The sequence below is a fragment of the Nonomuraea sp. NBC_00507 genome, assembly GCF_036013525.1.
In the GTDB taxonomy this organism is placed as follows: domain Bacteria; phylum Actinomycetota; class Actinomycetes; order Streptosporangiales; family Streptosporangiaceae; genus Nonomuraea.
The window spans coordinates 3,836,919-3,861,559 of sequence record NZ_CP107853.1; the positions used below are offsets into that span (position 1 = coordinate 3,836,919).

Genomic DNA, 24,641 nt, shown 5'->3' on the forward strand with positions numbered 1-24,641 from the left:
TTCCAGGCACCTCCCCGGACAGCGAGGTCGGCATAACCCGCAGGTCCTCATAAGATGCCTTGCACACCCAGCATGCCCACGTCCAGCAGATCGTCGAGGCACAAGGCCACTACCTGTTCATCGTCAAGGGCAACCAGCCCACGCTCCTGAGCCGGCTCAAGGCCCTGCCCTGGCGCGAAGCGATGCTCAACGACCGCACCGACGAGCAAGGACACGGCCGCCGCGAGATCCGCCGCATGAAGATCTGCACTGTCCGCCCGGGACTGCCCTTCCCGCACGCCGCCCAGGCCATCCAGGTCAAACGCCGCCGCACTGACCGCCGCACCGGCAAGACCACCATCGTCACGATCTACGCCGTCACCAGCCTCCCGCCAGGACGGATCACCCACCCCGAGGTCGCCGCGCTGATCCGCCGCCACCGACCACTACCGCAGCCACGCCGCTCACGGCCTTCAGCTACTCGGTTTCACAACATGAGAATGCTTTTGGCCCTGGTGTCCGGGAGCAGCTGTGATGGAGAGGATCTCTGGGCCATGTACAGGTCGGGAACGAGGAAACATTTCGCCGGTATAGCGACGTGATGCGTGGCGCGGGACGAACGCCGGGTTAGCTTCTACAACGTGTTGACCAGGACAGTTGCTGAGGACCCAGCATGAAATCGGACAGCCCGATCCGTATCATGGAGATCATCGCCCGGTTGAACGTGGGGGGCCCCGCTACACAGGTAACGGGTTTGTGTGAACGTCTGAACCAGGCCGTGTTCGACCATCGGCTCTACACGGGGCATGTGGAGGCCGATGAGAGGGATCACCTCGACCTGAAGGCTTCGACGGTGCGGGTTCGGCGGGTGGCGGGTCTGGGCCGCGCGGTCAAGCCCTTGGATGACTACCGGGCCCTTAGCGAGTTGATGGCCGCCATGCGTGAGTTCCGTCCGCACGTTGTTCATACCCGGACGGCCAAGGCCGGCGCTCTCGGGCGACTGGCGTCGTTGCTGTCCGGTGTCGGCGCCGCCCGGGTACATGTGTTTCACGGGCACCTTCTCCACGGCTATTTCTCGCCAGTGAAGCGTGCGCTCTACGTGAGATCAGAACGGTTCCTCGCTTCCCGATCCGATCGGCTAGTGACCGTCGGATCGCGGGTTCGCGATGATCTGCTCGAGGCAGGGATCGGCCGCCCCGAGCAGTATGTGGTGATTAGACCGGGTGTTCGGCTCGGTCCCGTCCCCGACCGCGCGACAGCTCGTCTCGCTCTTGGTTTGCTACCAGACGCGCCGGTTGTTGCCTATGTGGGGAGGCTGACGCACATCAAGCGGCCTGACCGATTTGTCATGGCGGCCAGAGCTGTACTCCAACGGGTGCCTGACTGTCATTTCGTGATCTGTGGTGGTGGCGAGCTCCAGGAGCAGGTTGAACGTAGCGTCCAATCCATGCGGCAGTCCTTCCATCTGCTCGGCTGGCGAAAGGACGTGGAGACCGTCTATGCCGCCGCCGACGTGGTGTTGCTGACCTCCGACAACGAGGGCACGCCGCTCACCCTCATCGAGGCGGGAATGGTGGGTACGCCGAGCGTCTCCACAAGGGTGGGAAGCGTTGCGGAGATCGTCAAGGACGGCGAGACCGGCCTGTTGGCCTCGAATGACGTAGGCGAGCTGGCCGAAAAGACAGCGAGGCTGCTCACCGATCCCATGCTTGCCCGTCGACTGGGTGAGGCTGCCCGTGACTGGACGAATGCCTCCTTCTCGGTGGAACGCCTTGTCGCGGATACCGAAGCCCTTTATCGATCGCTGGTCCAGGAGCACGGGATTGAGTCGTCGCGACCTGAGCACGAAGGAATGAGCAAATGAGAGTGCTGGTAACCGGAGGCGCAGGCTTTATCGGCGCCAACCTGTGCCGCGCGCTTGCGGTGCGGCAGGGAGTTGAGAAGATCACCGTCCTGGACGACCTGAGCAGTGGAAATCTCGCCAACCTCGACGGCATCGAGGTGGATTTCGTGAGGGGCAGCATCCTGGAGGAGGGTCTCCTGACCGACCTCGTGGTTGACGCCGACGCGGTGGTCCACCTGGCCGCCCGGCCCTCGGTGCCTCGATCGCTGGCAGATCCCATGGCCTCGCACACAGTGAATGCCACAGGCACCCTCAACGTCCTCCAGGCATGCCGTAGGACCAAGCCTCACCTGGTCCTCGCATCGTCGTCCTCCGTCTACGGCAACTGCCAGGAGACGTACAAGCATGAAGATCTTCCTCCCCGGCCGCTCAGTCCCTATGGCGCGAGCAAGCTGGCGACCGAGGCTTATGCGCTGGCGTACGCGGAGAGCTTCCGCCTGCCTGTCCTGACCTTCAGGTTCTTCAACGTGTACGGTCCGCTGCAGCCAGCGGACCACGCCTACGCCGCCGTCGTGCCGACGTTCGTGTCGATGGCTCTGCGGGGGCGTCCCGTGCCCATTTACGGCGACGGAAACCAGGCGCGGGACTTCACCTATGTGGGGTCGGTCGCGCAGGTAGTCGTCGAGGCGATTATTCGTCAGGTCACCCACACCAAACCGGTGAACCTCGCATTCGGCACCCGTGTGACCATTCGGCACCTCAAGGAAATCCTGAGCGAGGTTCTCAGTCGGCCGATCGAAGCGGTCTTCCTGCCTCCCCGGATCGGCGACATCCGGGACTCACAGGCCTCGCCCCATCTGCAGCGTCGGCTGTTCCCGTCAGTACGCCCAGTGGAACTCGACGAAGGACTCCGCATGACGGTGGCCTGGTTTGAGAACGCCGCGCTGCCAAGCCCCAGTGCCCATGCCTGCTCGCCGCTTCCCCCCGAAATTAACATCTCTCCACATATGTGACCCAAGGGGAATCCTGTGAGCAAGGCAGCAAAGAATACCTACCTGATAACAGGCGGCAGCGGATTCGTCGGGTCGCATTTGGCCGATGCGTTGCTCGCCCGCGGTGACTCAGTCGTGGTGCTGGACAACCTGTCGACCGGGCGGCTAAACAACCTCCGGCCGCATCCCAACCTCGGCTTCGTGCACGGATCCGTCCTGGACGAGCTCATGGTCGATGAGCTCACCCGCCAGTGCGACGTCGTGGTCCATCTCGCGGCGGCGGTCGGTGTCAAGCTGATCGTCGAACAGCCGCTGCGGTGCCTGACGACCAATATCCGCGGGTCGGAGATCGTCATCGAGGCCGCGTATCGTCACCGGAAAAAGGTCCTGATCACTAGCACCAGCGAGATCTACGGCAAGAACTCCTCAGGACCGCTGCGGGAGGACGCGGACCGCATTCTCGGCAGCCCGTCCGTCGTGAGGTGGGCCTACAGTACAGCGAAGGCCGTTGACGAGATCCTGGCCAATGCCTACTACCGGGAGCGGGGCCTTCCGACGATCGTGGTGAGGCTGTTCAACACCGTGGGACCGCGGCAGAGCCCGGCCTACGGCATGGTCATCCCTCGCCTGGTACGGCAGGCGGTCAACGGCGAACCCCTCACCGTCTTCGGTGATGGGCGGCAGACCCGTTGCTTCGCGCACGTCACGGACGTCGTCGATGCGTTGCTCATGCTCCTGGACCGCGAGGCGGCAGTGGGGCAGACCTTCAACATCGGCTCGGACAAGGAGGTGAGCATCCTGGAACTGGCGAAGCTCATCATCCAGCACGCAGGGTCCACGTCCGAGATCGAACTCATCCCCTATCACGAGGCGTACACACAGGGCTTCGAGGACATGACGCGCCGGGTGCCCGACACCACCAAGCTTCGCGAGCTCACCGGCTGGGTTCCACGGCGCACTCTGGACGAGATCCTCATCGAGGTCGTCAAGGAGGCGCGCAAAGACTTTCTGGCGTCCGTCCGATGAACGCCACGACTGCCTGCGCCATAGGCGTGGCCGCGTTTCTGATCAGTTTGGTGGCCGTCGTGCCGCTGAAGCGCTTGGCGTTGCGCCGGGGCCTGACAGATCATCCCAGCGCGAACAAAGCACACGCTCGCCCGACCCCTTATCTCGGTGGTATCGCGATCAAGCTGGGCACGCTCGTCCCCGCGGTCACGGTCATCGGCTTCCCAGACCAGCGGATCACAGCCGTGCTATGGGCCGCTGCGGTGATGGCCTTGGTCGGCTTGATTGACGACGTCAGGCCGTTGCAGCCCTTCACCAAGCTGACCGCGGGGACCGTGGTGGCGAGTGGAATCGTCTCCTCTGAAATCCACGTCACCCTGTTCGGGGGATGGCTAGACGGTGTTCTCACGGTGCTGTGGATCGTCGTGGTCGCCAACTCCTTCAACCTGCTGGACAACATGGACGGTGCCCTGGGAGCCGTCGCCACTGTCACCGCGGCCTTCCTCGCGGTCACGGCCTTCGTGTCCGGTGAGCCGTCGCTGGCGGTCCTGCTGATCGCGCTCGCCGGCGCTAGCCTCGGCTTCCTGCCGCACAACTGGGCGCCCGCGAAGATATTCATGGGCGACTCCGGATCTCTGTTCATCGGATTCGTCCTCGCCTGCTCTTCTGTCCTTCTGGTGTCGGGGAAAGACCCTGACACGATGGTCGCCGGGCTCCTCCTCCCGACCTTCGTGGCGACCGTCGACACAGGCGTCGTGTTCTACTCGCGGCTGCGGGTGGGGCGCTCTCCTCTGGTGGGTGGCACCGACCACGTGTCGCACCGGTTGTACCGGATGGGGCTCCGCACCCGAGCGGTAGCTGTGGTGCTCGGCCTGACGGCGGCCGTGGCCGGTGCCTGTGGCCTGGCGATGGCTCTGGGATGGATATCGCCACCGGTCACGGCGATGGTCACGGCTGGAGCTGCCATCCTCCTTATCAATTTGCTACAGGGTGTAAGCGTGTACGCGCCACTTGAGCACCCCATGCCCGGAATCCCTGAAAGGCGGGGCTGATCCAATGGATCTGGTGTATTACTTTAGGCTCTTGTGTCGTAACTGGATGTTTATCCTCATCTCGCTGATCATCGGAGTGGCATCAACGGTCTTGGCTACTGTAAACACACCGCCGAAATATTCCGCAATGATCACTATGATGCCCAAGGGCACCAAGGCTGACTCTTCTGGTTTGTACCAGCCAATCTCGCTACAGCAGGTGAGGTCCTACGCCAACTTGCTGTCCAGTCGGCACCTGATCGGACAGATTGTAGACACGGAGGCGGAGATTGGCGCCCTTCAGCAGAACATAACAGCGCAAGTCCTACCGGATAGCCTGCTCGTACAGGCGACAATCAGCGATGGTGACCCCGCCCGCGCCAAGCACCTCGCCGATGTCCTTGGCGTCAGATTTGCAGAAATGGTTGAAGAAATGGAGCGACCAACCCCCAGTAGCCGTTCCAGCGTAACTGTACTGGTGGTTGATCGGCCAGGACTGCCCACTCAGCCGATCAGCCCCAGGCCGCTGGTGAATGTAGCGTTCGGAGCGCTGATCGCACTTTTCGTCAGCATTGGATCAGTTTTCCTGCGCGATCGCTTGGATACCACTATCAAGAGCTCCGATGTGCTCCAGCGGTTGTCTCAGAGGTACACGCTTGGAATCATCTGTTACGAGAAGGACGCGCAGCGTCGCCCTCTGATCGTCCGTGACATTGGCAGTTCGTTTAGGTCTGAAGCGTATCACTCGCTACGTGCGAATTTGCAGTTCATCGATATCGACCGGCCACCAAAGGCCCTTGTGGTCACCAGTTGTCTCTCGAGCGAGGGAAGGTCCTCGACCGCATCCAATCTTGCGATTGCCCTCGCGCAGGAGGGACGACGGGTAATCTTGGTCGATGCTGACCTTCGCCATAAGCGAGTCCCGGACTTCTTCGGCATCGAGGGCGCGGCGGGTCTAACGGATGTGCTCATTGGCATGGCGCAGCTAGGCGACGCGATACAACGGTGGGGGGAGGTCGACCTGCACATATTGCCGAGTGGCCAAATCCCGCCTAATCCGAGCGAACTACTTGGTTCACATGGCATGGGGCACGTGCTCAAGGAACTCATGAAGAGCTACGACATGGTGATCATTGACGCACCCCCACTGCTGAGCGTCACCGGCGCGGCAACGCTCTCGGCCGCCTGCGATGGCGCGGTCCTCGTCGTGCGGTATGGCAAGACGCGCCAGGAGCACGTCATCCGTGCCAAGGAACTGCTGTCATCAGTTGACGCCCGCATGGTAGGGACTGTCCTGAACGCCGTGCCGGTCAAAGCCTGTCGCCGCGACTACGGCTACGGTTATGGGGCGGAGCCCAGGCCCAAGACAGAGGTCACGGTGCCGGTGTCCGGGTGAGCAACCGGGATATCGGGCTTGTCCGCCGGGTGAATCGCCCTGAGCTTCCCCGTGTTTGGTGGAGACTGCTCTGGATCCGCGTCATGCATGCGATCTGATCACACGGCGTGAAAGTCCCTGACTTGGCTCACGTTCAAGATCAAATCCGAGGCGTAGGTCGCTGACCTTGGGATCCGCCGTCGAGGAGGGCGAAAAGTGCGCACTAAACCGGCCGCATCTCTACCCTGTAGGCCGTGTCCCCGTACGTGCGGACGGTGAAAACGGCCTCAAGTGCCCGGGCGGTGCAGATCGTGTACTCCTCGCGCCACGGGTCGCGGGAGATCGAGCACATCGGATCCGACCACGACGACGCCGAACTGGAGACGCTCAAGGCCATCGCGCGTCAGCGGCTGGCCGCCGGGCAGGAAGAGCTGGACCTCGGGCTGGACGACGGCCCGGCCGCAGGAGGTCCGCTGGAGATCGCCAGTTCCCGGATGGAGCACCTGTGGGAGGCCCTGTCCCGCGCTTACACCGCGCTCGGGTTCGACGCCGCGTCCAAGGGTGATGAGGTGTTCCGGCAGCTGGTGCTCGCCCGGGTGATCGAACCGACCAGCAAGCAGGACAGCCTGCGCGTGCTGGACGAACCGGGCATCACCTCGGTGTCGTATGCGACGGTGAAACGCCGGCTTCCGCTGTATGCGGCAGACCGCTGGCGCACGGCCCTGGCCGAGGCGTGCGCGGCGCACGCCCGTCTGGGACCGGCCTCGCTGGTGCTCTACGACGTCGCCACCCTGTATTTCGAGACCGACGCAGGCGACGGGTTCCGCGAACCCGGCTTCTCCAAGGAACGGCGCCTGGATCCGCAGATCACGATCGGGCTGCTGACCGACGCCTCCGGGTCCCCCTCATGGAGCAGTCCTTCGAGGGCAACAAGGCCGAGACCCACACCATGCTCCCGGTCATCCAGGCGTTCATGACCGCCCACCGGCTCGGCCCGCCGAGCTGCTGGTGGGCGGCGTCCAGCAGGCGAGCATAATCGGTCTCGGTGAACCCTTTGGGTTCGTTCTTGCGACGCCGGTAGATCATCATGCGGTAGATCAGCCGGGTCCGCTGCAATGCCGCGTAGTTAGGGCTTGCCGATCAATAACATGCTGGGCTGGTCTGGTCTGGTGTGAGCGCGCCGATGTCAGTTGCGTGCTGGATGAACTCGGTGGGGGTTGCGAGGCGGAGTCCGGTGGGTTGTGGCGTGTGGCCGATCACGGTAAGCAGGGGGCGGGTCAGCCGGATGATGTTGTGGGCGCTCTGCTGGGTGATGCCGAACAGCTTCGCCAGGGTGCGTTGGGGCACGGAGAAGCGCTGGTAGACGATAGTGAGCGCGGCGCGGTCAGTGAGGTCGAGGACCGCTTTGCGTCCGGTGCCCGGCGCGGCTTGCCGGATGCCGCCGCGACGGTGGTGTAACGCTGCTTCCCGTTGAGCGTGGCGGGCCACGTCCAACTTCGCGATCAGCTCATTCCAGTGGGTCTGGTCCAGGCCGGTCAGGGCGGCATGCTGCAGCCATGCCCGGTCCGGGTGGTCGAGCTGCCCAGCCTGATCATCAGGGCTGACGGGCTGGTCTGCGGCGATGGGATGCAGGGTGTAGTTCCAGTCGCCGTGCCAGTCGTGCCGTGTCAGGGGCAGGGCCTTCATCTGCTGGTCGCTGACCGTCGCGCCGGTCTCGTAGCCACTGGTGTCGAGCTCGGCACGAACCATCAGCCCGGTGACCGTGGTGGTCGCAGCGATGGCGTTGACGATGACTTCGTGGCTGGTCAGCGGCCGTCCCCGCCAGTTCATCGTGATGTGAGAGAAGAGCCGATGCTCGATCTTGTTCCATTTCGATGTACCCGGCGGAAAATGACAGACCGTGATCTCCAGTCCGGTCTCCACCGCGAGCGCGGCGAGTTCGCTCTTCCAGGCACGCGCGCGGTTGCCGTTGGAGCCGCCGCAGTCGGCAGTGATCAGCAGCCGCCGCGCCAGCGGATAGTCGCCTTGTCCGACGTTCTTCCACCAGCGGCGGATCGTCTCGACCGCGAACGCGGCGGTGTCGTGGTCGGTGCCCACGCTCACCCAGCCGGTGTCGGCGGCCAGGTCGTAGACACCGTAGGGGATGGCCTTGCCCAGCTCGGCGTCGGGGAAGTCGTGGGTGCGGACTCGCACGGGCTCGCCCTGCGGGCGCCACTCAGTCCCGCCGTTGGCGAACGGCCCGACCAACTCCTTCTTCTTGGTGTCGACCGACACGACCGGATCTTCGGCTTCCTGATACCGCTTGACCTGCTCGTTGATGTAGCGGAACTGGCCATCACGGTCCGGGTGCTGCTTGCCCTCGACGGTCTTGGCGTTGCCCTGAAGGCTGAACCCCTCGGCCCGCAGAATGCCGGCGACCGTGTCGGCGGAGACCTTGTGCCCATGCCGGGTCAGCTCGGCCGCCAGCTTGCGGGTCGACTTCGTCGTCCACCGCAGCGGCGACATCGGGTCGCCACGCTCGTCCGGCTCGACCAGTGCCAGTAACGCCGGCCGCAGTCCGGGATCGAGATCGATCAACCGCTTACGGCCCCCGCCTGGACGACGTACCCGCCCTAACGGCTCGTCACCGGCTTCCAGCTCGGTCACGCCCAGCGACACGGTCGCCTCCCGGACTCCAGCAGCCCGGGCGACCGCGCGGATCCCTCCATGACCCAGCGCCCGGGCCTCCGCACCCAGCAGCAGCCGACGCTGCCGCTCATCCAGATGCGGCAAGATCGCCTCGAACTTCGCCTCCAACATCCCCACAGTCTCCACCGACACGGCCATACCAGACCATCGGACGAAACAAGCAGATGCTACGGGTTATTGATCGGCAAGCCCTTAAGATCACGACTCGGTTTGTCAAGCTTGGATCGGATGTGCGCGTGTTGCTGGCGACATGAGAACGGGACCTCTGGTAGGGCAGAGATCGACCAAGATCTATCTGCCGTAAGAGGTCCCGTTGCATGACCAGTGTGTCATCACAGCCCACGATCAACCGGTTTCTGTCCCCGCCTCCGTCTTCGCGCCAGGACATCTGGGAGCGCTGACCCGGTTCCTTCCTGCCGAACTCGTCGACGCGATCCTGGAGGAGACCCGCACCCAGCAGAAACGACTGCGGCATCTGCCCTCCCGCGTCGGTGTGTACTTCATGCTCGCCTTGGCGCTGTTCCCGTCGCTGGGATACACAAGGGTCTGGGACAAGCTGGTAGCCGGCCTACGGCCGGCGCCGGTGTATCGGCCCAGCGAGAAGGCACTTCGCGACCTGCGGCGCCGGCTCGGGCCCGCGCCGCTGAAGGCATTGTTCGAGGTTTTGGCTGGTCCTCTTGCACAGCCCAAAACGCCTGGGGTGTGCTACCGACGCTGGCGGACGGTCGCCTTCGACGGTTGCACTTCGATCAAGGTGCCCGATCGGGAACGCAACCGCGGCTGGCTGGGCAAAGTGAGTAACCGGCTGGGATGGGTCGGTTACCCGACGGTGCTGTTGATGACCCTGTGCGAAACCGGCACCCGCGGCCTGCTGGGAGCGGTCTTCGGAGCCCGCCGTCACGACGAGACCTTCTATGCCCGCAAGCTGCTGCCGCTGCTGTCGCCGCAGATGCTCCTGCTGGCTGACCGAGCATTCGACACCAACGGATTCCTATCCGCCGTGGCCGACACCGGCGCCCAGTTCCTGGTTCGCCTCAACCCACGACGCCGTCCGGCCGTCATGGCTGTCCTGCCCGACGGTTCCTACCTGACCCGCCTCGGCACACTCCAGATCCGCATCATCGATGCCACCCTCACGGCGACCACCGCAGCTGACAACCGGATATGCGAACACTATCGGCTGGCCACCACACTGCTCGACCACCGCAGCGACCCCGCCGACGTGCTGGTACGGCTCTATCACGAACGATGGGAGGTCGAGTCGGCCTACCTGGCCCTGCGCCACACGCTCCAGAACGGTCGTGTCCTGCGCTCGAGCGACCCTGTCGGACTGGAACAAGAGCTCTGGGCCCAACTCGTCCTCTACCAGGCATTACGGGTCGCGATGGTAGAGGCGGTGGAGTCCATCCCCGGTACCGACCCGGACCGGGCCAGCTTCACCATCGCGCTGGAGACCGCTCGCGACTCCACGATCATCGCCCACACCAGCCGCGATGAGACTCCCGCCATGCCCGTGGGCGCCATCGGCCGAGCCGTCCTGGCCGAGCTCCTGCCCAAACGGCGAGCACGCACCAGCGTCCGCAAGGTCAAAGCACCCATGTCCCGCTACTCCTCCAGCCGGGACGACACACGACCACCGACCAGTCAGACCATCACCTCACTCACCATCGACATCCATGACGCCGCCAACACCCCGCCCATCACACCCGCCCACCAGGACCAACGCCGCGTCCGGCGCGGCGCAGGCCGCACCGGCGACGGACCTCGCAACCAGACCTTCCAGCTCATGCGCGCCGAACCGCAGCGGGTCTGGCAACTCCGTGAAATCGCCCAAGCGCTGGGCTACTCCAACATCAAGAGCTTCGCCACCCTGCTGGGCCTCTGGACCTCCGAAGGACTCCTGCGCAGAGTCAGCCGCGGCTTCTACACGCTCGCAACTGCTGACCCCGCCCAGACTTGACGAAACGCCCCGAGATCTTAACTACGCGGCATTGGGGTCCGCTGCCCCGGCTTGAGGCAGACGAGCCCGGCCAGGTTGACGCGCCCGGAGCCCTTGCCGGAGACGGTGACGGTGGGGGTGCATCCACGGCGAGACCAGGTGCGGGCCTTGGGCGGCCTCAGCGACTGGCCTGCTTCATCTTCGAAGCAGATCCACGCATCCTGATCCCGCGCCGTTGTTCCACGAGTGGCCAGGTCTCCTTCACCCAGGTGGCGATCGCCTCTTCGTCGCGCTCGGCGGCGCGCCGCTGGGGAACCTGCGGACTCCAGCCCAGCCGATGCAGCAGATAGGAGATCCCGCGCGGGGTGTAAGACACGTGGAACAACCTGCCGACCAGCACCGTGACCCGCGCCAGAGTCCACCGCTGATCCTCTGTCCACCCCCAAACGGCCGGACCGGCGTCCAACGCGGCCTCCAACCGCTCCACCTGCACATCGCTGAGTCGGCAGCGCTGCCCACCCGGCCCTTTTGACTCCAGCGCCTCAGCCCCAGCCGTGCGCCAGGCCTTATGCCAGACATAGGCCGACTTGCGTGAGACCCGTAACTTCTTGGCCACCTGAGGCGGCGACATGCCCGCGGCGAACAGCCCGGCAGCCTCCAAGCGGACCTGTTCACGCTTGGCTCGCGCCGCCGGGGTCAGGCCACCACCATCCGGATAACGCATCCCACCGGCATACTCCCGGGCCCCGCCGTAAGCACGCAACCACGCCGTGTTACGTCAGACTTTCAACCTCTGTAGGTAGCGGTAGACAGTTGTGCCGCCGATGCGATGATCGGCGCCAGCTGTCGGATGCCGACGGGAGTCCCGCTCACTTCGACATGAAGTCGCGCGTTCGATCCCCTACATAGAGGGCTGTTCCTACGGGGAGTCCAGCGAGTGCTAGCAATTTAGATCTAATGCTACGTACATCTGCAAGTTGTCTTCGTGGCCAGACTCCCAGGTGAAGACTCGAGCGGGAATACTGAGCAGCCCATCGCAAGAAGCGAATGGGAGCCAATGAGAAATAGTCTATATCCTCATTGAGTGTAGCCAAATAGAAAGGTCGACGGCCGCCCGCCAACTGCCTAAAAGGGCGCATGCTCAGGCCGTCAAATCCGTTAACTCGATAAAAGCGGATGGGCTCGTTGAGGTATCGCAACAGGTAACGCCTGCCTATCTCTCTGTGCAGAACTCCCTCAACAACGAAGCGCAGGTCCGGCGTCTCTGGAAAAGGGTAGCAGCGGAGAACGTCTCGTCGATAGAAAGGTGTGCGTTCCTCGGTGAAGCCATATTTATAAAAGCCGTCACGCCAGCTCACATCGAGACACGAGAGTCCATTGGGAATCGTTGCGCCAAGCGCACCGTCCTTGGTCATGCAGCGTCCCATAACCCCGGCAAAATTCTCGCATCTATTCGCAGGGATATCTTTCCAAGCATTCCAGACTAGATCCAGGGCGTTCGCAAGAACCGTGTCATCTGAATCCACGAGGCCCACGAGTTCGCCGATCGACTCCTGCACCGCTCTGTTGCGCGCAACATGCGGGCCCATGTTTGCCTGCTGCCTAAAATACTTAATTGGAAAATTGGCTTTCCTCTGCAGTCCCATAACGACTTCGACAGTTTCGTCTGTCGATCCGTCGTCAACGACGACCCATTCAAAGTCGCCATTTTGATGAGCAAGACTCTCATAGAGAAAGGGGAGTGTGTACGCTCGATTATAGGTCGGCGTTATTATACTTATTTTCATCGAAATATCATCCTTCTCGGGCAGTGAAATCATGTACAGCCATGTATTACTCCTAGCAGAGTGGGCCGTCCCTGGACCTGCATTGCAATATGTGCTGCACCACCGCTCGACGAAGCCAAGCGTGTCGCAAGCTGCCTTCGCCAGAAAACTCATGCGTGCCATCACTAAAGGGCTATCCCGGTGAAGGCCTACGACGGTGTACTGCATATGTTCCGCATTAACGATCGTCGTTTGGCGGCTGCCAGAAGACAGCCAAGCGCTTACTCTTCTGTGCAGGTCTTCTGCTGGTCACTGCGGCCTGCAGCAGGCGAATATAGATATCGGCATGCGCCTCGACCATGGCGTCGACACTCAGCCGGGTACGGCTCCACTCGCGTGCTGACCTGCCAAGCCGCTCGGCGAGCGCCCTGTCACCGAGGAGCAGTTCTACGGCGTTCGCCATTGCCTCCGCATTCCTAGGTGGAACAAGGAGACCACGGCCGTCTAGAAGCTCTCGATTGCCCCCGGCGTCGGGTGCGACGATCGGCTTACCCGCTGCCATGGCCTCCATGATGGCGTTACACAAGCCGTCCGCGAGACCAGGGTGGACCACCAGATCAGCCCGAGCCAGTAGGGCACCTACGTCCGTCCGGCACCCCAGGAAGCGGACATCGATCCCGAGGCGGTGTGCCCGACTCTCCAGTGCCGTCCGTTCGGGGCCTTCTCCCGCCAACGCCAGAACACACCTCAGTCCTCGATTCCAGAGTCTCGCCACCGCGTCCAGCAAATATTGATGCCCTTTGTAACGGTGGAGATTAGCGATGGCCAGCACCACGGGAGCGGTCCCCCCGATATCGGCTGGTGGTATTGCCTCGAAGGCGGACGATGGCAGCCCGTTATACACCACCGCGATCTTCTCAGGCCGTACCCGCTGGCGGAAGGCGACATCTCTTGCCACGCTCTCAGCATTTGTGATGATCAAACGCGTGACCCGATTGGAGAGGCGGATGAGAGGAAAGCTGATGCATTGAGAGAACCCGGTCACTGTGGTCAGGGCACGCTGCCCCGAGACAAATACGGGAACGCGCGCGAACCATGCGGCCCAGGCCCCTATCACATTTCCGCGCAGCAAATAACCGTTGAGCACGTCAGGTTGGGCACGGAGGAGCCATTTCACCAGGGACGAGAAGGCCGAAATGTTCTGCGGAAGAAACAGAGATCCCCTTCGGAACCTGAAGTTGATCACAGGTATCCGCTCTTCGCGAAGAAACTCCTGCCAGTGGCCGCCGTTGTACATGACGAGCACATGGACGTCGTGGCCTCGATCACGGAGCCCTTGCGCGAGCAGGGCGACCTGCTTCTCAGTACCTCCGCAGGCGAGTTGGCCGATCAGTAGAGCCGCTTTCATGGCAGGCCCACGAGCAAGAGGGAGAAGGACAACAGTGCCCGCGATTCGGATCGAACCATTAGTCTCCGCTCCATATATCAGTACGCTTGGCCTGGTCTCGCTACCGCAGAGATCAAGTTGGCCTATCGGCCAGCTTATTGGCCCGAGCCCACTCAAACTGCACCTTCAGCCCGCTACGCAAATCGACTGTTGGGAGGTATCCGATCTTTGCTCTGGCCAGAGAAACGTCAGCATGGGTGTCTCGAACGTCACCGGCTTGCCGTTGCCCGAATTTTAGGGGAACAGCCATCCCGGCGATATCACCGACGATTTCCGCCACTTCGAGGACCGGTGTCGTCACGCCGGTGCCGATATTTATCACCTCAGCTTCGACGTCGGCATGCATGGCCATCAGGTTGGCTCGCACGGCGTCCTCGACGAAAGTGAAGTCGCGACGCTGCCTACCATCACCGAGAATAGTGATCGGCTTCTTGGTCAACGCTGAGGTGATCAAACGGCTGATCAGCATGTCTTCGCGCTGGCGTGGCCCATAGACGGTGAAATAGCGAAGCGCAACCACCGTCATTTGGGATCCCGCACGCCGCGCATGAGCGAGCGCCAACTGCTCTGCGGCGAGCTTGGTTACGCCATAGGGTGACAGCGGGGCTGGCAAGTTTGTCTCGGTCACTGGCCCGCAAGATGCCCCTCCATAGATGCTGGAGGAAGACGATACGACGACACGGCGAACACCTGACCGGATAGCCGCATCCATTAGGAGATGAGTGGCCAGGATATTACTGCTAACGTAACGGGCGAAGTCCTTTCCCCATGACCCTCGGACACCAGGGCACGCGGCGAGATGAAATATGGTGTCGACACCTTGAAACCAAGGAATCAGGGAAACCTCCGTGAGGTCGCCACGCACCAGAGTGAAACTTTTGTCAATTTTATTCGGTGCTAGGTTTCTTTCAATTACAACTTGCGGGTGACCCGCCAAGTAATCGATTCCAAGCACGCGATAACCGAGGTTGAGCAATTCTCTCGCGAGGTGGGATCCGATGAAACCGGCAACTCCGGTCACAACCACCTGGCGATCTGGTTGAGCCATCAGACTGCCGTCATCCGGTTTGACTTGCATGCGATCCATGAAACTACGTTCCTCCGTACAGACTCGTTCGTCTTCGATACATGATATGAGCGTATACCCCAGTGTCGAGGATGACATCCGGCGTGTCGCCAAGGACGCATTCGAACCTTTAAGTCCAACCGCATCAGCAGTAGCCCAGTACTGGCTATAACACCACGCCGACACTCTCACCTTCCCGAAATATTGCAGTGCCTTTTCTGGAGTAAACGAGAGTTCCAGCACAGAAAGATTTGTCCCGCAGCGGCCCTCATTGAGCATCTATGCTTGCTGACAGGAGTGTTGCATCGCCCTCTGAAGCCAGGGAGTACACCGCTGCCCGATATCCGGCCGCTTGCCTGCGTCACGGAGTGGTGCGGTCGATGGGTCGCGTCGCAGCGCGCTCGATAACGGAGCCGGCGAGTAGGTGAACGGCACACTCAAGGTGGAGTACGTCTACCGGCTCCGCTTCTGCAGCAGGACCAGGCGCGACTGAAGATCGCGACTCGGATCACTGATTTCCACAACGCCAGAAGAAGGCAAAGTGCGTAACGACGGGCTGCCGCCAGTCACATTCGAGCGCCAGATGATCGAAAAGAGGCGAGTGTCAGCGGGCCTACTGAGGCCCGGCGGGGATGCTCAGCCCAGCCCGGCCTGGAGGAAGCCGTAGTCCTCCAGGCTCCAGGGCGCGGGCAGGCTGGCGAAGCGCAGGTTGTTGTCGGCCCTGCGGGCCGCGCTGGCACTGGCCTGCAGGCCCAGCAGCCGCTCCAGTGCTTCGAGTACGGACAGGTTCTCCTCACGGGCGGCATCCAGCAGCGCGGGCAGCGCGGTGGCCGCGGCGCTCAGTTTGAGGTCGGCCAGATGGCCGCGCAGCCGCTGATAGCAGGCCGCCTGCGCCGGTGTGGCCGGCGGAACGAGCGCGTGATCGGGCGCGTGAACGGGTGGGGCGGCGGTCGTGCTCATCGGTGGTGCTTCCCTTCATAGACGCGGCAGAGCTCACCGAGCGTGCCAACGGCCGCTCCGGTGGCGTGGTGGCTGTGCCGCAGGTAGCCGTGGCTGGTCAGCACTTGGAAGACCTCGAGGATGAGGCCCCAGGTGAAACGATCGTCCAGCACGTCGGGCTCGGTGACGTCGGGCTCGGTGACGTCGTTGTCCATCGCAGTAGTCCCCTCTAAAGACGGCGTGGTGGTTCAGGGGGGATCGGACCGGCGGGCGTCAGGGCCGGGCGTCGGGGGCCGGTGAACGAGGTGTCAGCGGGCGTGCGGCGGCGTAGGTGGCGAAGTCGGCCACCGGTGCCGCAGTGGCGCCGGTGCCGCGCAGCCGGTCGGCTTCGGCCTGCGCGGCGGGCGAGAGTGGCCGGCGGGTCTTGTGCGGGCAGGGCCCGCCCCCACCCAGCCGGGCGCGGGCGGCCAAGACCTTGGCCTCCAGCGCGGCGACGTGCCCGGCCGCTTCGATCACCACGCCGGCGTGATCGACGGCCCGGGCGTGCGCGGCCAGCACCGCCCCGCCCGCCGTAACCACCTCCAGCACGCCGGTGCCCAGCCGGTGCCGCACCAGCATCACCTCGCCCGCGTGCCCCGGCGGCACGGAGTAGAAGTTGCCGCGAAAACTCACCAGCGCCTGCGGCGAGACGAGGCGCTCGACCTCCAGCACCGCCGGGAACGCCTGCGCCGGCAGCGGCCTCAGCGGCTCACGGCGGGCCAGCTCGGCCACGCTCACCTTGCAGCCATCGATCTTCCGGATCCGGATGTCACCCCTGCGCCGGCACCACTCATCCAGCGTGCCCTGCGCCCGGCCGGGCGACAGCTCCTCGCCCACGGTGCGCCACCAGCGCTGCGCCGCGACATGGTTGGCCTTCTCCACGCTGCCCTTGCGCCAGCCCCGCCGCGACGGACAGATGCGCACGATCACCCCGTAATGCTTGGCCACCGCCGCAAACGACGCCGACACCTCGCCACTGCCGGGATCACAGACAGTGGCCATCCGATCAAAGCGCCACTCCGCGCTGACACCGCCGAGGCGCTCACCCACCCCGCGCAACGCCTCGATCAGATGCGGCTGATCTTCGGACTCGGTCAGCACACCCCGCCAGATGCCCGAGTACGGCAGCGTGCCGACCAGCAGATGCGCCCCCTTGTCCCAGCCCCATCGGGCTGGCGGATCGGGCAGCTCCAGCCGGTCCCACTGAGTCTCCACGCCGGGCGGGTGATCGATCCGGACATACTCGACCGGGCCACCCGCGTGCGCGCACCGCTCACAGACCGGCCGCAACCCCCGGGCCCGCAACGCCCGCGTGAAGGTCGAATAGCCACCGGCATACCCCAGGCCGACCAGCTCGTCGAACAACGTGGTGCCCCACACGTGCGGATCCCCGGTATCGGCATCCAGCCGCAGCCGGCAGTACTCGGCATACGGCTCGAACGGATCAGGCCCGCTTCGCCGCCGCTGTCCCGACACCCGCTCGCCGTTCAGATACGCCCGGATCGTCGGCCTGCTGCGGCCCAGATGCCGCGCGATCGCCGAGATCGACCAGCCACGTTTACGCAAAGCCTGCGCTTCCACGTCTTCCCCCTGTGTGAGCATCGAATACGGCTCCCCCGACTCGCTTCGAAACGTGATCATCCGAAGCGTCGAGGGAGCCCACCGAGACAAGAACGATCTCTCCCGGCGAGTCGCTCACCTGGCAAATTTCAGAGAGCAGGTCTGGTCAGATCCCCGGCTCTGGCGATCTTTATGTGGTGCCGTCACGGATCGTGAGCACTAATGGGCGCAGAGGATGATCTTCCTGAGAAGGTCGAAGTTGGCTCGACCGTAGCGGCTCCTCTTGAGCGCCTTGACTCTCGTCACATTGCCCTCCACCGCGCCTGAGCTGTGCGGCAGGGTGAGACCGTTGACGACGGCGTCCAGGTCGCGGCGGATGCCGTGGGTGAAGGAGTGCAGGGCGGGCAGGTCGTCGGCGTCGACGGCCGCTATCCACACCTGCAGGTTCTCGGCCGTGCCGCTCAGCGTGGTCATCAGCTGAGCGAAGGCAGCGACATGGCTAGCGGTGGCATCCAGGCGGGGACTGCGAGCGCGCAGGTCGGTGAGTCTAGCCTGCTCGTCAGAGGTGAGCCGGTCGGGGCGGCTGGTGATCCACCGGGCGACCTCGCGGATGGTCGGGGCCGAGGACGGGGCGTGGGCTGCGGTGGCTGAGGACCGCAGCGGGTGCAGATAGCGGCGGACGGTCTGTGGGCTGCCCTGGTACCCCTGAGCCTGGATCTCGCGAGTGAGGCGGGCAGCGTCGGTGCAGCCGTCGTTGAACCGCTGGACCAGATAGGGCAGATAGGGAGTGAGCAGGTCGGATCGTCCGGTCGCTTTGGTCAGCAGATCCTCCACCGACGCGGCGCGGGCGAACCTGCGGACGGTGGGCCGGGACAGCCGCAGCGCGCGGGCGATCGCCGAGATCGTCCAGTCCTTGGCGGCGAGTTCCTGCACCGCGGTGTAGCGTTCACGAGTCCGGACGATGAGCCGGCATTCCTCGTCCGATGGCTGATCCGGCATCGGCTCTGGCGGGAGCGCGTGGTCGAGCTGTTGGTCGCCGGATTGTTCGTGGGCGGGTTCAGCGGCATCGGCGTCGGGTTCACGCAGGTCGGCGCGGCATGCGATGACGGTCTTCTCGACCGCGTCGCAGAGGTTCTGCCAGAGATGGAAGCGATCAGCAATGTGAATCGCCTCGGGTGCCCCGGCTCTGGCCCCTGCCGCATAGGGTCCGGCCCGGTCTCTGCAGATCACCTGCACGCCTGGATGGTCGCGTAACCACTGCTCCAGGGCGTCGGCGGTCCGGTCGTCCAGCACGTCGATGGGCTGGTGGGTGTCCATGTCGATCAGCACGGTGGCGTAGGAGCGCCCGCGCTTCTTGGAGAAATCGTCAACCCCGAGCACGGTGACCTGGCCGATCTCGGGATCGGGCAGGGCACGGACCAGACCGATCAGCGTGTCCCGGCAGACGCGTACGCCGAGTCGCTCCAGTAGTCGGGAGGCGGCGCGCCCGGCCAGTGCCAGCGCCATCAACTCCAGCAGCCGGCGCAGCAGTTTCGTCCGGCGGGCGTAGCGCCGGGTGAGACTGGGCACCGGTTCGGCGAACGTCCGGACCGGGCACGCCGGATTCTGGCAGGTCAGGCGGCGGACCGTGAGCGCGATCAGGACCGGGCGGCCCGCAGCGGGCAGATCATGCAGCAGCCGGCGGTAGCGGCCATGCACTCGCGAGGAGGATGTGTCGCACGCCCGGCAAGCCGCCGGCCCGCCCTTGGTATGCGCCGTGACCAGCACGTAGTCCCCGTGATCGGTCACCTCCTCGATGACCAGTTCGGCCAGATGGGGGAAGAACATCCGCAGGCAGCAGGCATCGCCCGCCACCGCATGCTGCGCACAGGGCACAATGAACCTCGCGGCCGCTCAAATGATGATCACGTTCTTGGTCGAACAAGATCCTCACGGGGCGGCCGCGCCTACGCGCGGCCAGTTACACGATTGCGATCAGCCCCTGAATCGACGTCCCGGCCACCGTCTGTAACGGCACCACATAAAGATCGCCAGAGCCAGATCCCCAAAGCGCCATCACTGGCCGGCCGCTACGTCGAACTGGCCTTCGACCCCTTCGACTTGACCCGCATCGAAGTACGGCTGAACGGCAAACCAGTCGGGGCGGCCACAGCGTTCACGATCGGCCGGCACGCCCACCCCAAAGCCCGCTCCGAATTGCCCGGCGACACCACCACGTCACCACCGGCGCCGCTGACCAGCATCGACTACCTGCGTCTCGTCGACGCCGAACACCGCGCCGCCCAGCACCAGCCGATCAACTACAGCGCACTGCTGGAGGCCCACGTCCACGAAACCGAAGGAGAGCGGCGGTGATCGAGCGCTTGCGATCCCACTACGGCTTCACCCGCACCCCCTTCGGCCGCGACCTGGCCCCGGGCATGCTGTTCAAACACACCGCCCACGCCGAAGCCGCCGCCCGGCTCACCTGGTGCATCACCGAGAAGGCCATCGGCATGGTCACCGGCGAGGTCGGCGTCGGCAAGACCGTCGCCCTACGCGCCGCCCTCGGCACCCTGGATCCCGCCCGCTACAGCATCATCTACATCGCCGACCCCGAGATCGGCATGCGCGGCATCCTGACCCAGCTCGTGATCGGCCTGGACGGCGACCCCAAACCACACCTGGCCACCCTCATCCCGCAAGCCGCCGACATCCTGGCCGGTGAGCAAGCCGAACGCGGCCGCACCCCCGTCCTCATCCTGGACGAGGCGCACCTGCTCAACCACGCCCAGTTGGATGCCTTGAGGATGATGACCAACCATGAGCTCGACAGTCGCCAGCCCTTCGCGCTGCTCCTGCTCGGCCAGCCCACCCTCCGCCGTATGATCAAACTCGGCGTCCTGGCCGCTCTCGACCAGCGCATCTCCGTCCGCTACCCGATGGGCGGCATGACCAGCGAGGAGACCAGCGGATACATCCGCCACCACCTCCAACTCGCAGGCCGCCAAGATCCGCTCTTCTCCGACGATGCCACCACACTCATCCACGAGTCCGCCCGCGGCAAGCCCCGCACCGTCAACAACCTGGCCATCCAGGCCTTGCTGGCCAGCATCGCCGCGGGCAAGGCGATCGTCGACGAAAGCGCCGCCCGCTCCGCCGTCACCGAGGTGATCTCTCCAGAGTGAGCATCACCGCGACAGCGTGTCCCTGAAGGCCTCGCCCCTCACCGACCGGGCGAGGCCTTCGCACGTCCGCCAAGCCTCTCGTTGATGACGCTTCCATGGACACGACGAATGTCGCGCAACACCCGCCTACGCCCACGCGGCACGGCGATCCCTGCTCATCTCGGCCGCCGGGATGCGGCGGAAGGTCGGGTTCGGACAGCGGCCCAGAGGGAACGCAGGTCGGAAGCCTGAGGAAGGAGGTCCCGCGCACCAGCACGGACTACTCGAGCGTACCAGCGGATCTCAATTACGATCATCGCGATGTAGCTCACGCTCGATGCAAGTGATGCACCCGCGGCCCCCCACCAAGGAACCATGACGATGGACAGCGCCAGAGTCACGAACAGAGCGCTCACAGGGATGGCGGCCATGGTCATGGGACGGCCCAGCCGAACCAGATATTGCTCCACCGGCCGGTGCAGGGAAAAGGCGATTACGCCCGGAGCCATGCAGAGCAAAGGGCTCACGCTACCGGTGAACGCGACCCCGTAGACCAACGGGATCAAGGTGGGAGACACGATGACCACAGCGCAGACCACAACCGATGACAGGAGCAGGTTGAGTCGTATGGCACGAGCGGTGATGTGTCTTGCGCCATGCTCTTCTTCGCCAGCTTGGCGGGAAAGAATAACTTGCGCCACGACGTCAGCCGGTATGAGTGCAAGGGTCAGGACCGTCATGGCAACGATGTATAGGCCCACTTCTGCCGCGGACACGTGAGTGTTCAGCAGGAGAACATTTGCCATAATCAGAAGTTGGAGAGCCACAGGCCCAATGTGATAGCGACCAGACAACGCCAGCTGCCGGCAGGCGAGCGGGAGCTCAGCCCGCAGCTTGAGCGGGCCAAGAGCCTTAATCAGCAACGGGAACGGCGTGGCAGTGGAGATTGTCCAGCAAACGACCGCTGAGGCGGTGGTAAGAGATCCCACGAAAAAAAGCACAACGATCGGCACATGCAGGACGAGCGCAGAGACTACGACCGCACGATTGATTACCGCAGTACGAGACTGTAGGAGCAGGATCCCGTTGAGGTTGGTCGCCGCGACGCCGAGCGGCACAGCAATCAGAGCTATCACCAGCAGGTCTGGTGCTGGCAAGGGGACGAAGGCTGTGACGATTCCACATGTAACAAGAGCAGAGAAAACACCGAGTACTATGCCGAGGATGAGGGCGTTGCCCGTCACCGACGGGCGTCGTGCCGCGTCAGGCCAGAAAGCTATCTGGGACTTCGACAATGAGAGGTGACCCATGGCGATCGCGGTCAGGGCCGTTGTCGTGACCATAGCGTAAGTTCCCTGGCCTTGGGGCTGCAAACTGCGCGCGAGTATAATCCCGGTAACCGCGATCAACACCGACCGCAGCGCGGAACTGGCCATCGTCTGAATGGTGTCCGCGAAGATCTTATTCATGACGACAGGGATGGACACCCGGTCATACCTTGATTGTGAGAAGTTGCGTGAGCGCGGTACCAGAGCTCTAGCTGCAGGAGGGTCCAGAGACGGACACTGTGGTCGGCGCCCGCAATATGACGATGGAGCAGATTGCGCACTACGGCCGGACGGAACAGGCCCCTGTCGCGTGCAGTGGCATCGGTCAGCACATCGAAGGCCAAGTCGCGAAGCTCTCCGCGCAGCCACGAAGCGAGCGGCACACCGAACCCCTGCTTTGGATACTCCAGTATTTCTCTTGGCAACCACGGGCGGACGGCTCGTTTAAGCAGCAGTTTGGTCTCGTTATTGCGAACCTTCAGGCTGATGGGTAGACCGGCCGCCCACTCCAGGAGGTGATGATCAAGAAAAGGCGATCGGGCCTCTAGCGAGTTGGCCATCACGGTGATGTCCACTTTAACTAGCAAGTCACCGGGAAGATAGGTGGCGATGTCGACGTCGAGGACACGGCCGAGATCGGTCTCCGCCCGTGACCGCTGAAAGGCTTCCTCGAACAGCCGGTAGCTGTCCACCTCCCCCAGCAGGTACCGGAGATCGTCACTATAAATCTCGGCTTTCCACTTGGGCGTGAAGGAGGACATCAGGCGTGCATACCGCTGTGCTGGAGGTGCTGCAGCAAACTGCAGCAGGCGCCCGAGGCGGCGACAGAAAGATCCGCTCTCGCTCCGCTGCGCGATGAGGTCACCAATGGAGGCGGATGTCGCTGCGAGTCTTCGGGGTATGTCCGGAATCCACGCGGCCTTATCCATCAGTATGTAGCGCTGGTATCCACCGAAGCTCTCATCCCCGCCGTCACCGTTGAGCACGACTGTGACATGCTGCCGGCTCAGTTGCGCGACGTAGAAACTTGGAATGGCCGAGGAATCAGCGAACGGCTCATCGAAGTGCCACGCGATGCGCGGCAGGACATCCAGCAAGTCGGAGGTGACTACAAACTCGTGGTGATCTGTACCGTAGCGATCGGCGACTATCCGCGCTTTATGACGTTCGTCATACTGGCTCTCTTCAAAGCCTACGCAGAATGTCTTGACCGGTCGAGTGCTCTGCATGGCCATGGCAGCCACCACTGCAGACGAGTCGATGCCACCAGACAAGAATGCTCCGATGGGGCGCTCACTCGCCATGCGGATGCGGGTCGCCTCAAGGATTAGCTCGCGCAGCCGCTCCTCCTCTTCCACCTCATTCGTCACGTGCCGTGGGCTACTGTCCAATTCCCAGTATCGGCGTACAGTAATCTGGCCCCGCTCCCAGATCAGTAGGTGCCCGGGCGGAAGCTTGCAGACTCGCTTGTAAATGGACCAAGGTGCGGGAACGTACTGGTAAGTCAGGTAGTGGTGCAGCGCTATCGGATCGACATCCCGCTGCAGACCAGGATCCCGCTCCAAGGACTTGAGCTCCGAGCCGAACCATATTGAGCCGCCCTCCGAACGCCAGTAGAGAGGCTTCTTCCCGACGCGATCTCGCGCCAAGAGCAAGCGTCCATGCCTACGATCCCATATGGCGAAGGCAAACATTCCTCTGAGTTGGCGGACCATATCGGTACCGTACTCCTCGTAGAGGTGGACGAGGCATTCGGAGTCACCTGTGCCGCTCAGCCGGTGTCCTTGCGCGGCCAGAGCTTGCCGCAGGTCAGCAAAGTTATAAATTTCACCGTTGAAGATGGCGACGATCTGCTTGTCCTCGTTGTAGACAGGCTGGTCGCCAGTGGCCAGATCAATGATCGCCAGTCGGCGCATGCCGAGCGCCGCATGTTCGTCGAAATGGAAGCCCGCACCGTCAGGCCCCCGGTGCACGATCATCTCGCACATACGACGGACGAGATCCGAGTCGGGCCGCGAAGTCGAGACCATTCCGGCTATGCCGCACATTTGTCCTCCAGGACCATGTGAAACCGCTTCAGTAGTCCCTCGCTCATGAGTTCATGTCGAGGTCTTTGCAAGCACATGCGCCTGCGTTAGATTCGCAGCAAAATGGGAGTTCTGGATGGTCGAAGGATTGGAAAACCATGGCCGCGTTAGGATGCGCCGGAAGCATTCTCTGCTGCCACAACGGTGCCTTCCATTCGATTGCACACTACCAATATGGCGAGAAATATTTCGAAGATATGGTCGGTAGCTATCTCATGGCAGACATGCCATTGATCCGGATCATCAACTAGTCATCGACTTTGGCATGAAGCACCGACATGTGCGGTTCAGGCTCGCAGTTCATAGGTGTTTAACTCTATGTCTTTGCTAGTCTTTGACCTCGGGCCTTTCACGGGGTTTCCATAAATCCGATCCTAGACGATTACATTGCACTTTGATCGGCCGGCCAGG

General features: G+C 63.3%; 20 protein-coding genes and 1 pseudogene. 10 read left to right on the forward strand and 11 right to left on the reverse strand.

All coding sequences use genetic code 11. The annotated features are described in order from the left end of the window. Nucleotides 1-59: 59 nt before the first annotated feature. The 7 genes and pseudogenes from OHA25_RS19250 to OHA25_RS19280 all read left to right on the forward strand — a co-directional run. Nucleotides 60-581 carry a hypothetical protein gene (locus tag OHA25_RS19250; protein ID WP_327588923.1) on the forward strand — a complete coding sequence of 174 codons (522 nt, stop codon included), beginning with the start codon at nucleotides 60-62 and terminating at the stop codon, nucleotides 579-581. Nucleotides 582-652: 71 nt separating this feature from the next. After that, nucleotides 653-1,843, forward strand: coding sequence for a glycosyltransferase (locus OHA25_RS19255; RefSeq protein WP_327588924.1), 1,191 nt, complete (start codon nucleotides 653-655; stop codon nucleotides 1,841-1,843). Then, nucleotides 1,840-2,835: an NAD-dependent epimerase/dehydratase family protein gene (locus OHA25_RS19260; protein ID WP_327588925.1), complete on the forward strand. Its 996-nt coding sequence runs from the start codon at nucleotides 1,840-1,842 to the stop codon at nucleotides 2,833-2,835. Before OHA25_RS19255 ends, OHA25_RS19260 begins: the two co-directional genes overlap by 4 nt. A gap of 15 nt (nucleotides 2,836-2,850) precedes the next feature. Next, nucleotides 2,851-3,840, forward strand: coding sequence for an NAD-dependent epimerase/dehydratase family protein (locus OHA25_RS19265; protein WP_327588926.1), 990 nt, complete (start codon nucleotides 2,851-2,853; stop codon nucleotides 3,838-3,840). Further along, nucleotides 3,837-4,871 (forward strand): glycosyltransferase family 4 protein, encoded by a 1,035-nt coding sequence (locus OHA25_RS19270; protein WP_327588927.1) that lies wholly within the window; start codon nucleotides 3,837-3,839, stop codon nucleotides 4,869-4,871. The genes OHA25_RS19265 and OHA25_RS19270 overlap by 4 nt, the downstream gene beginning before the upstream one ends. 4 nt (nucleotides 4,872-4,875) lie before the next feature. After that, complete coding sequence (locus OHA25_RS19275) at nucleotides 4,876-6,246, forward strand: polysaccharide biosynthesis tyrosine autokinase (protein ID WP_327588928.1); 1,371 nt, start codon at nucleotides 4,876-4,878, stop codon at nucleotides 6,244-6,246. 233 nt (nucleotides 6,247-6,479) lie between these two features. Beyond that, nucleotides 6,480-7,216: pseudogene (locus tag OHA25_RS19280) on the forward strand (IS1634 family transposase); the annotation flags it as partial. 149 nt (nucleotides 7,217-7,365) lie between these two features. Here OHA25_RS19280 and OHA25_RS19285 read toward each other — a convergent pair. After that, complete coding sequence (locus tag OHA25_RS19285) at nucleotides 7,366-9,051, reverse strand: ISAzo13 family transposase (RefSeq protein WP_442942125.1); 1,686 nt, start codon at nucleotides 9,049-9,051, stop codon at nucleotides 7,366-7,368. A 175-nt stretch (nucleotides 9,052-9,226) separates the two neighbouring features. On the opposite strand from OHA25_RS19285, the gene OHA25_RS19290 reads away from it, so the two are divergent. Next, complete coding sequence (locus tag OHA25_RS19290) at nucleotides 9,227-10,873, forward strand: IS4 family transposase (protein ID WP_327588930.1); 1,647 nt, start codon at nucleotides 9,227-9,229, stop codon at nucleotides 10,871-10,873. Nucleotides 10,874-11,030: 157 nt separating this feature from the next. Here the strand turns inward: OHA25_RS19290 and OHA25_RS19295 are convergent, their stop codons facing one another. The 8 genes from OHA25_RS19295 to OHA25_RS19330 form a co-directional block, all read right to left on the reverse strand. Then, nucleotides 11,031-11,576 (reverse strand): winged helix-turn-helix domain-containing protein, encoded by a 546-nt coding sequence (locus tag OHA25_RS19295; RefSeq protein WP_327588931.1) that lies wholly within the window; start codon nucleotides 11,574-11,576, stop codon nucleotides 11,031-11,033. Between the two features lie 145 nt (nucleotides 11,577-11,721). Beyond that, nucleotides 11,722-12,846 carry a glycosyltransferase family 2 protein gene (locus tag OHA25_RS19300; protein WP_327588932.1) on the reverse strand — a complete coding sequence of 375 codons (1,125 nt, stop codon included), beginning with the start codon at nucleotides 12,844-12,846 and terminating at the stop codon, nucleotides 11,722-11,724. 10 nt (nucleotides 12,847-12,856) lie between these two features. Beyond that, on the reverse strand, nucleotides 12,857-14,026 hold the full coding sequence (locus OHA25_RS19305) for a glycosyltransferase (protein ID WP_327588933.1): 1,170 nt from the start codon (nucleotides 14,024-14,026) through the stop codon (nucleotides 12,857-12,859). Nucleotides 14,027-14,138: 112 nt separating this feature from the next. Next, entirely contained in the window at nucleotides 14,139-15,152 is a 1,014-nt protein-coding gene (locus OHA25_RS19310) for an NAD-dependent epimerase/dehydratase family protein (protein WP_327588934.1), read from the reverse strand. Nucleotides 15,153-15,767: 615 nt separating this feature from the next. Further along, nucleotides 15,768-16,091: an ATP-binding protein gene (locus OHA25_RS19315; protein WP_327588935.1), complete on the reverse strand. Its 324-nt coding sequence runs from the start codon at nucleotides 16,089-16,091 to the stop codon at nucleotides 15,768-15,770. Beyond that, nucleotides 16,088-16,285, reverse strand: a complete 198-nt coding sequence (locus OHA25_RS19320) for a hypothetical protein (RefSeq protein ID WP_327588936.1) — start codon at nucleotides 16,283-16,285, stop codon at nucleotides 16,088-16,090. Before OHA25_RS19320 ends, OHA25_RS19315 begins: the two co-directional genes overlap by 4 nt. A gap of 58 nt (nucleotides 16,286-16,343) precedes the next feature. Next, entirely contained in the window at nucleotides 16,344-17,690 is a 1,347-nt protein-coding gene (locus OHA25_RS19325; RefSeq protein WP_442942126.1) for a Mu transposase domain-containing protein, read from the reverse strand. 198 nt (nucleotides 17,691-17,888) lie between these two features. After that, the gene (locus OHA25_RS19330) at nucleotides 17,889-19,523 is read right to left on the reverse strand and encodes an ISL3 family transposase (protein ID WP_327586846.1); all 1,635 of its coding nucleotides are present in this window, start codon (nucleotides 19,521-19,523) and stop codon (nucleotides 17,889-17,891) included. Between the two features lie 246 nt (nucleotides 19,524-19,769). Between OHA25_RS19330 and OHA25_RS19335 the strand changes: the two genes are divergently transcribed. Together OHA25_RS19335 and OHA25_RS19340 are read left to right on the forward strand one after the other, a co-directional pair. Beyond that, the gene (locus OHA25_RS19335) at nucleotides 19,770-20,024 is read left to right on the forward strand and encodes a hypothetical protein (RefSeq protein ID WP_327588938.1); all 255 of its coding nucleotides are present in this window, start codon (nucleotides 19,770-19,772) and stop codon (nucleotides 20,022-20,024) included. After that, nucleotides 20,021-20,836 (forward strand): ExeA family protein, encoded by an 816-nt coding sequence (locus OHA25_RS19340; protein ID WP_327588939.1) that lies wholly within the window; start codon nucleotides 20,021-20,023, stop codon nucleotides 20,834-20,836. Before OHA25_RS19335 ends, OHA25_RS19340 begins: the two co-directional genes overlap by 4 nt. A 155-nt stretch (nucleotides 20,837-20,991) precedes the next feature. Here the strand turns inward: OHA25_RS19340 and OHA25_RS19345 are convergent, their stop codons facing one another. Both OHA25_RS19345 and asnB read right to left on the reverse strand, forming a co-directional pair. After that, the gene (locus OHA25_RS19345; RefSeq protein ID WP_327588940.1) at nucleotides 20,992-22,284 is read right to left on the reverse strand and encodes a lipopolysaccharide biosynthesis protein; all 1,293 of its coding nucleotides are present in this window, start codon (nucleotides 22,282-22,284) and stop codon (nucleotides 20,992-20,994) included. Next, complete coding sequence (asnB, locus tag OHA25_RS19350; protein ID WP_327588941.1) at nucleotides 22,281-24,191, reverse strand: asparagine synthase (glutamine-hydrolyzing); 1,911 nt, start codon at nucleotides 24,189-24,191, stop codon at nucleotides 22,281-22,283. Before asnB ends, OHA25_RS19345 begins: the two co-directional genes overlap by 4 nt. Nucleotides 24,192-24,641 lie beyond the last annotated feature (450 nt).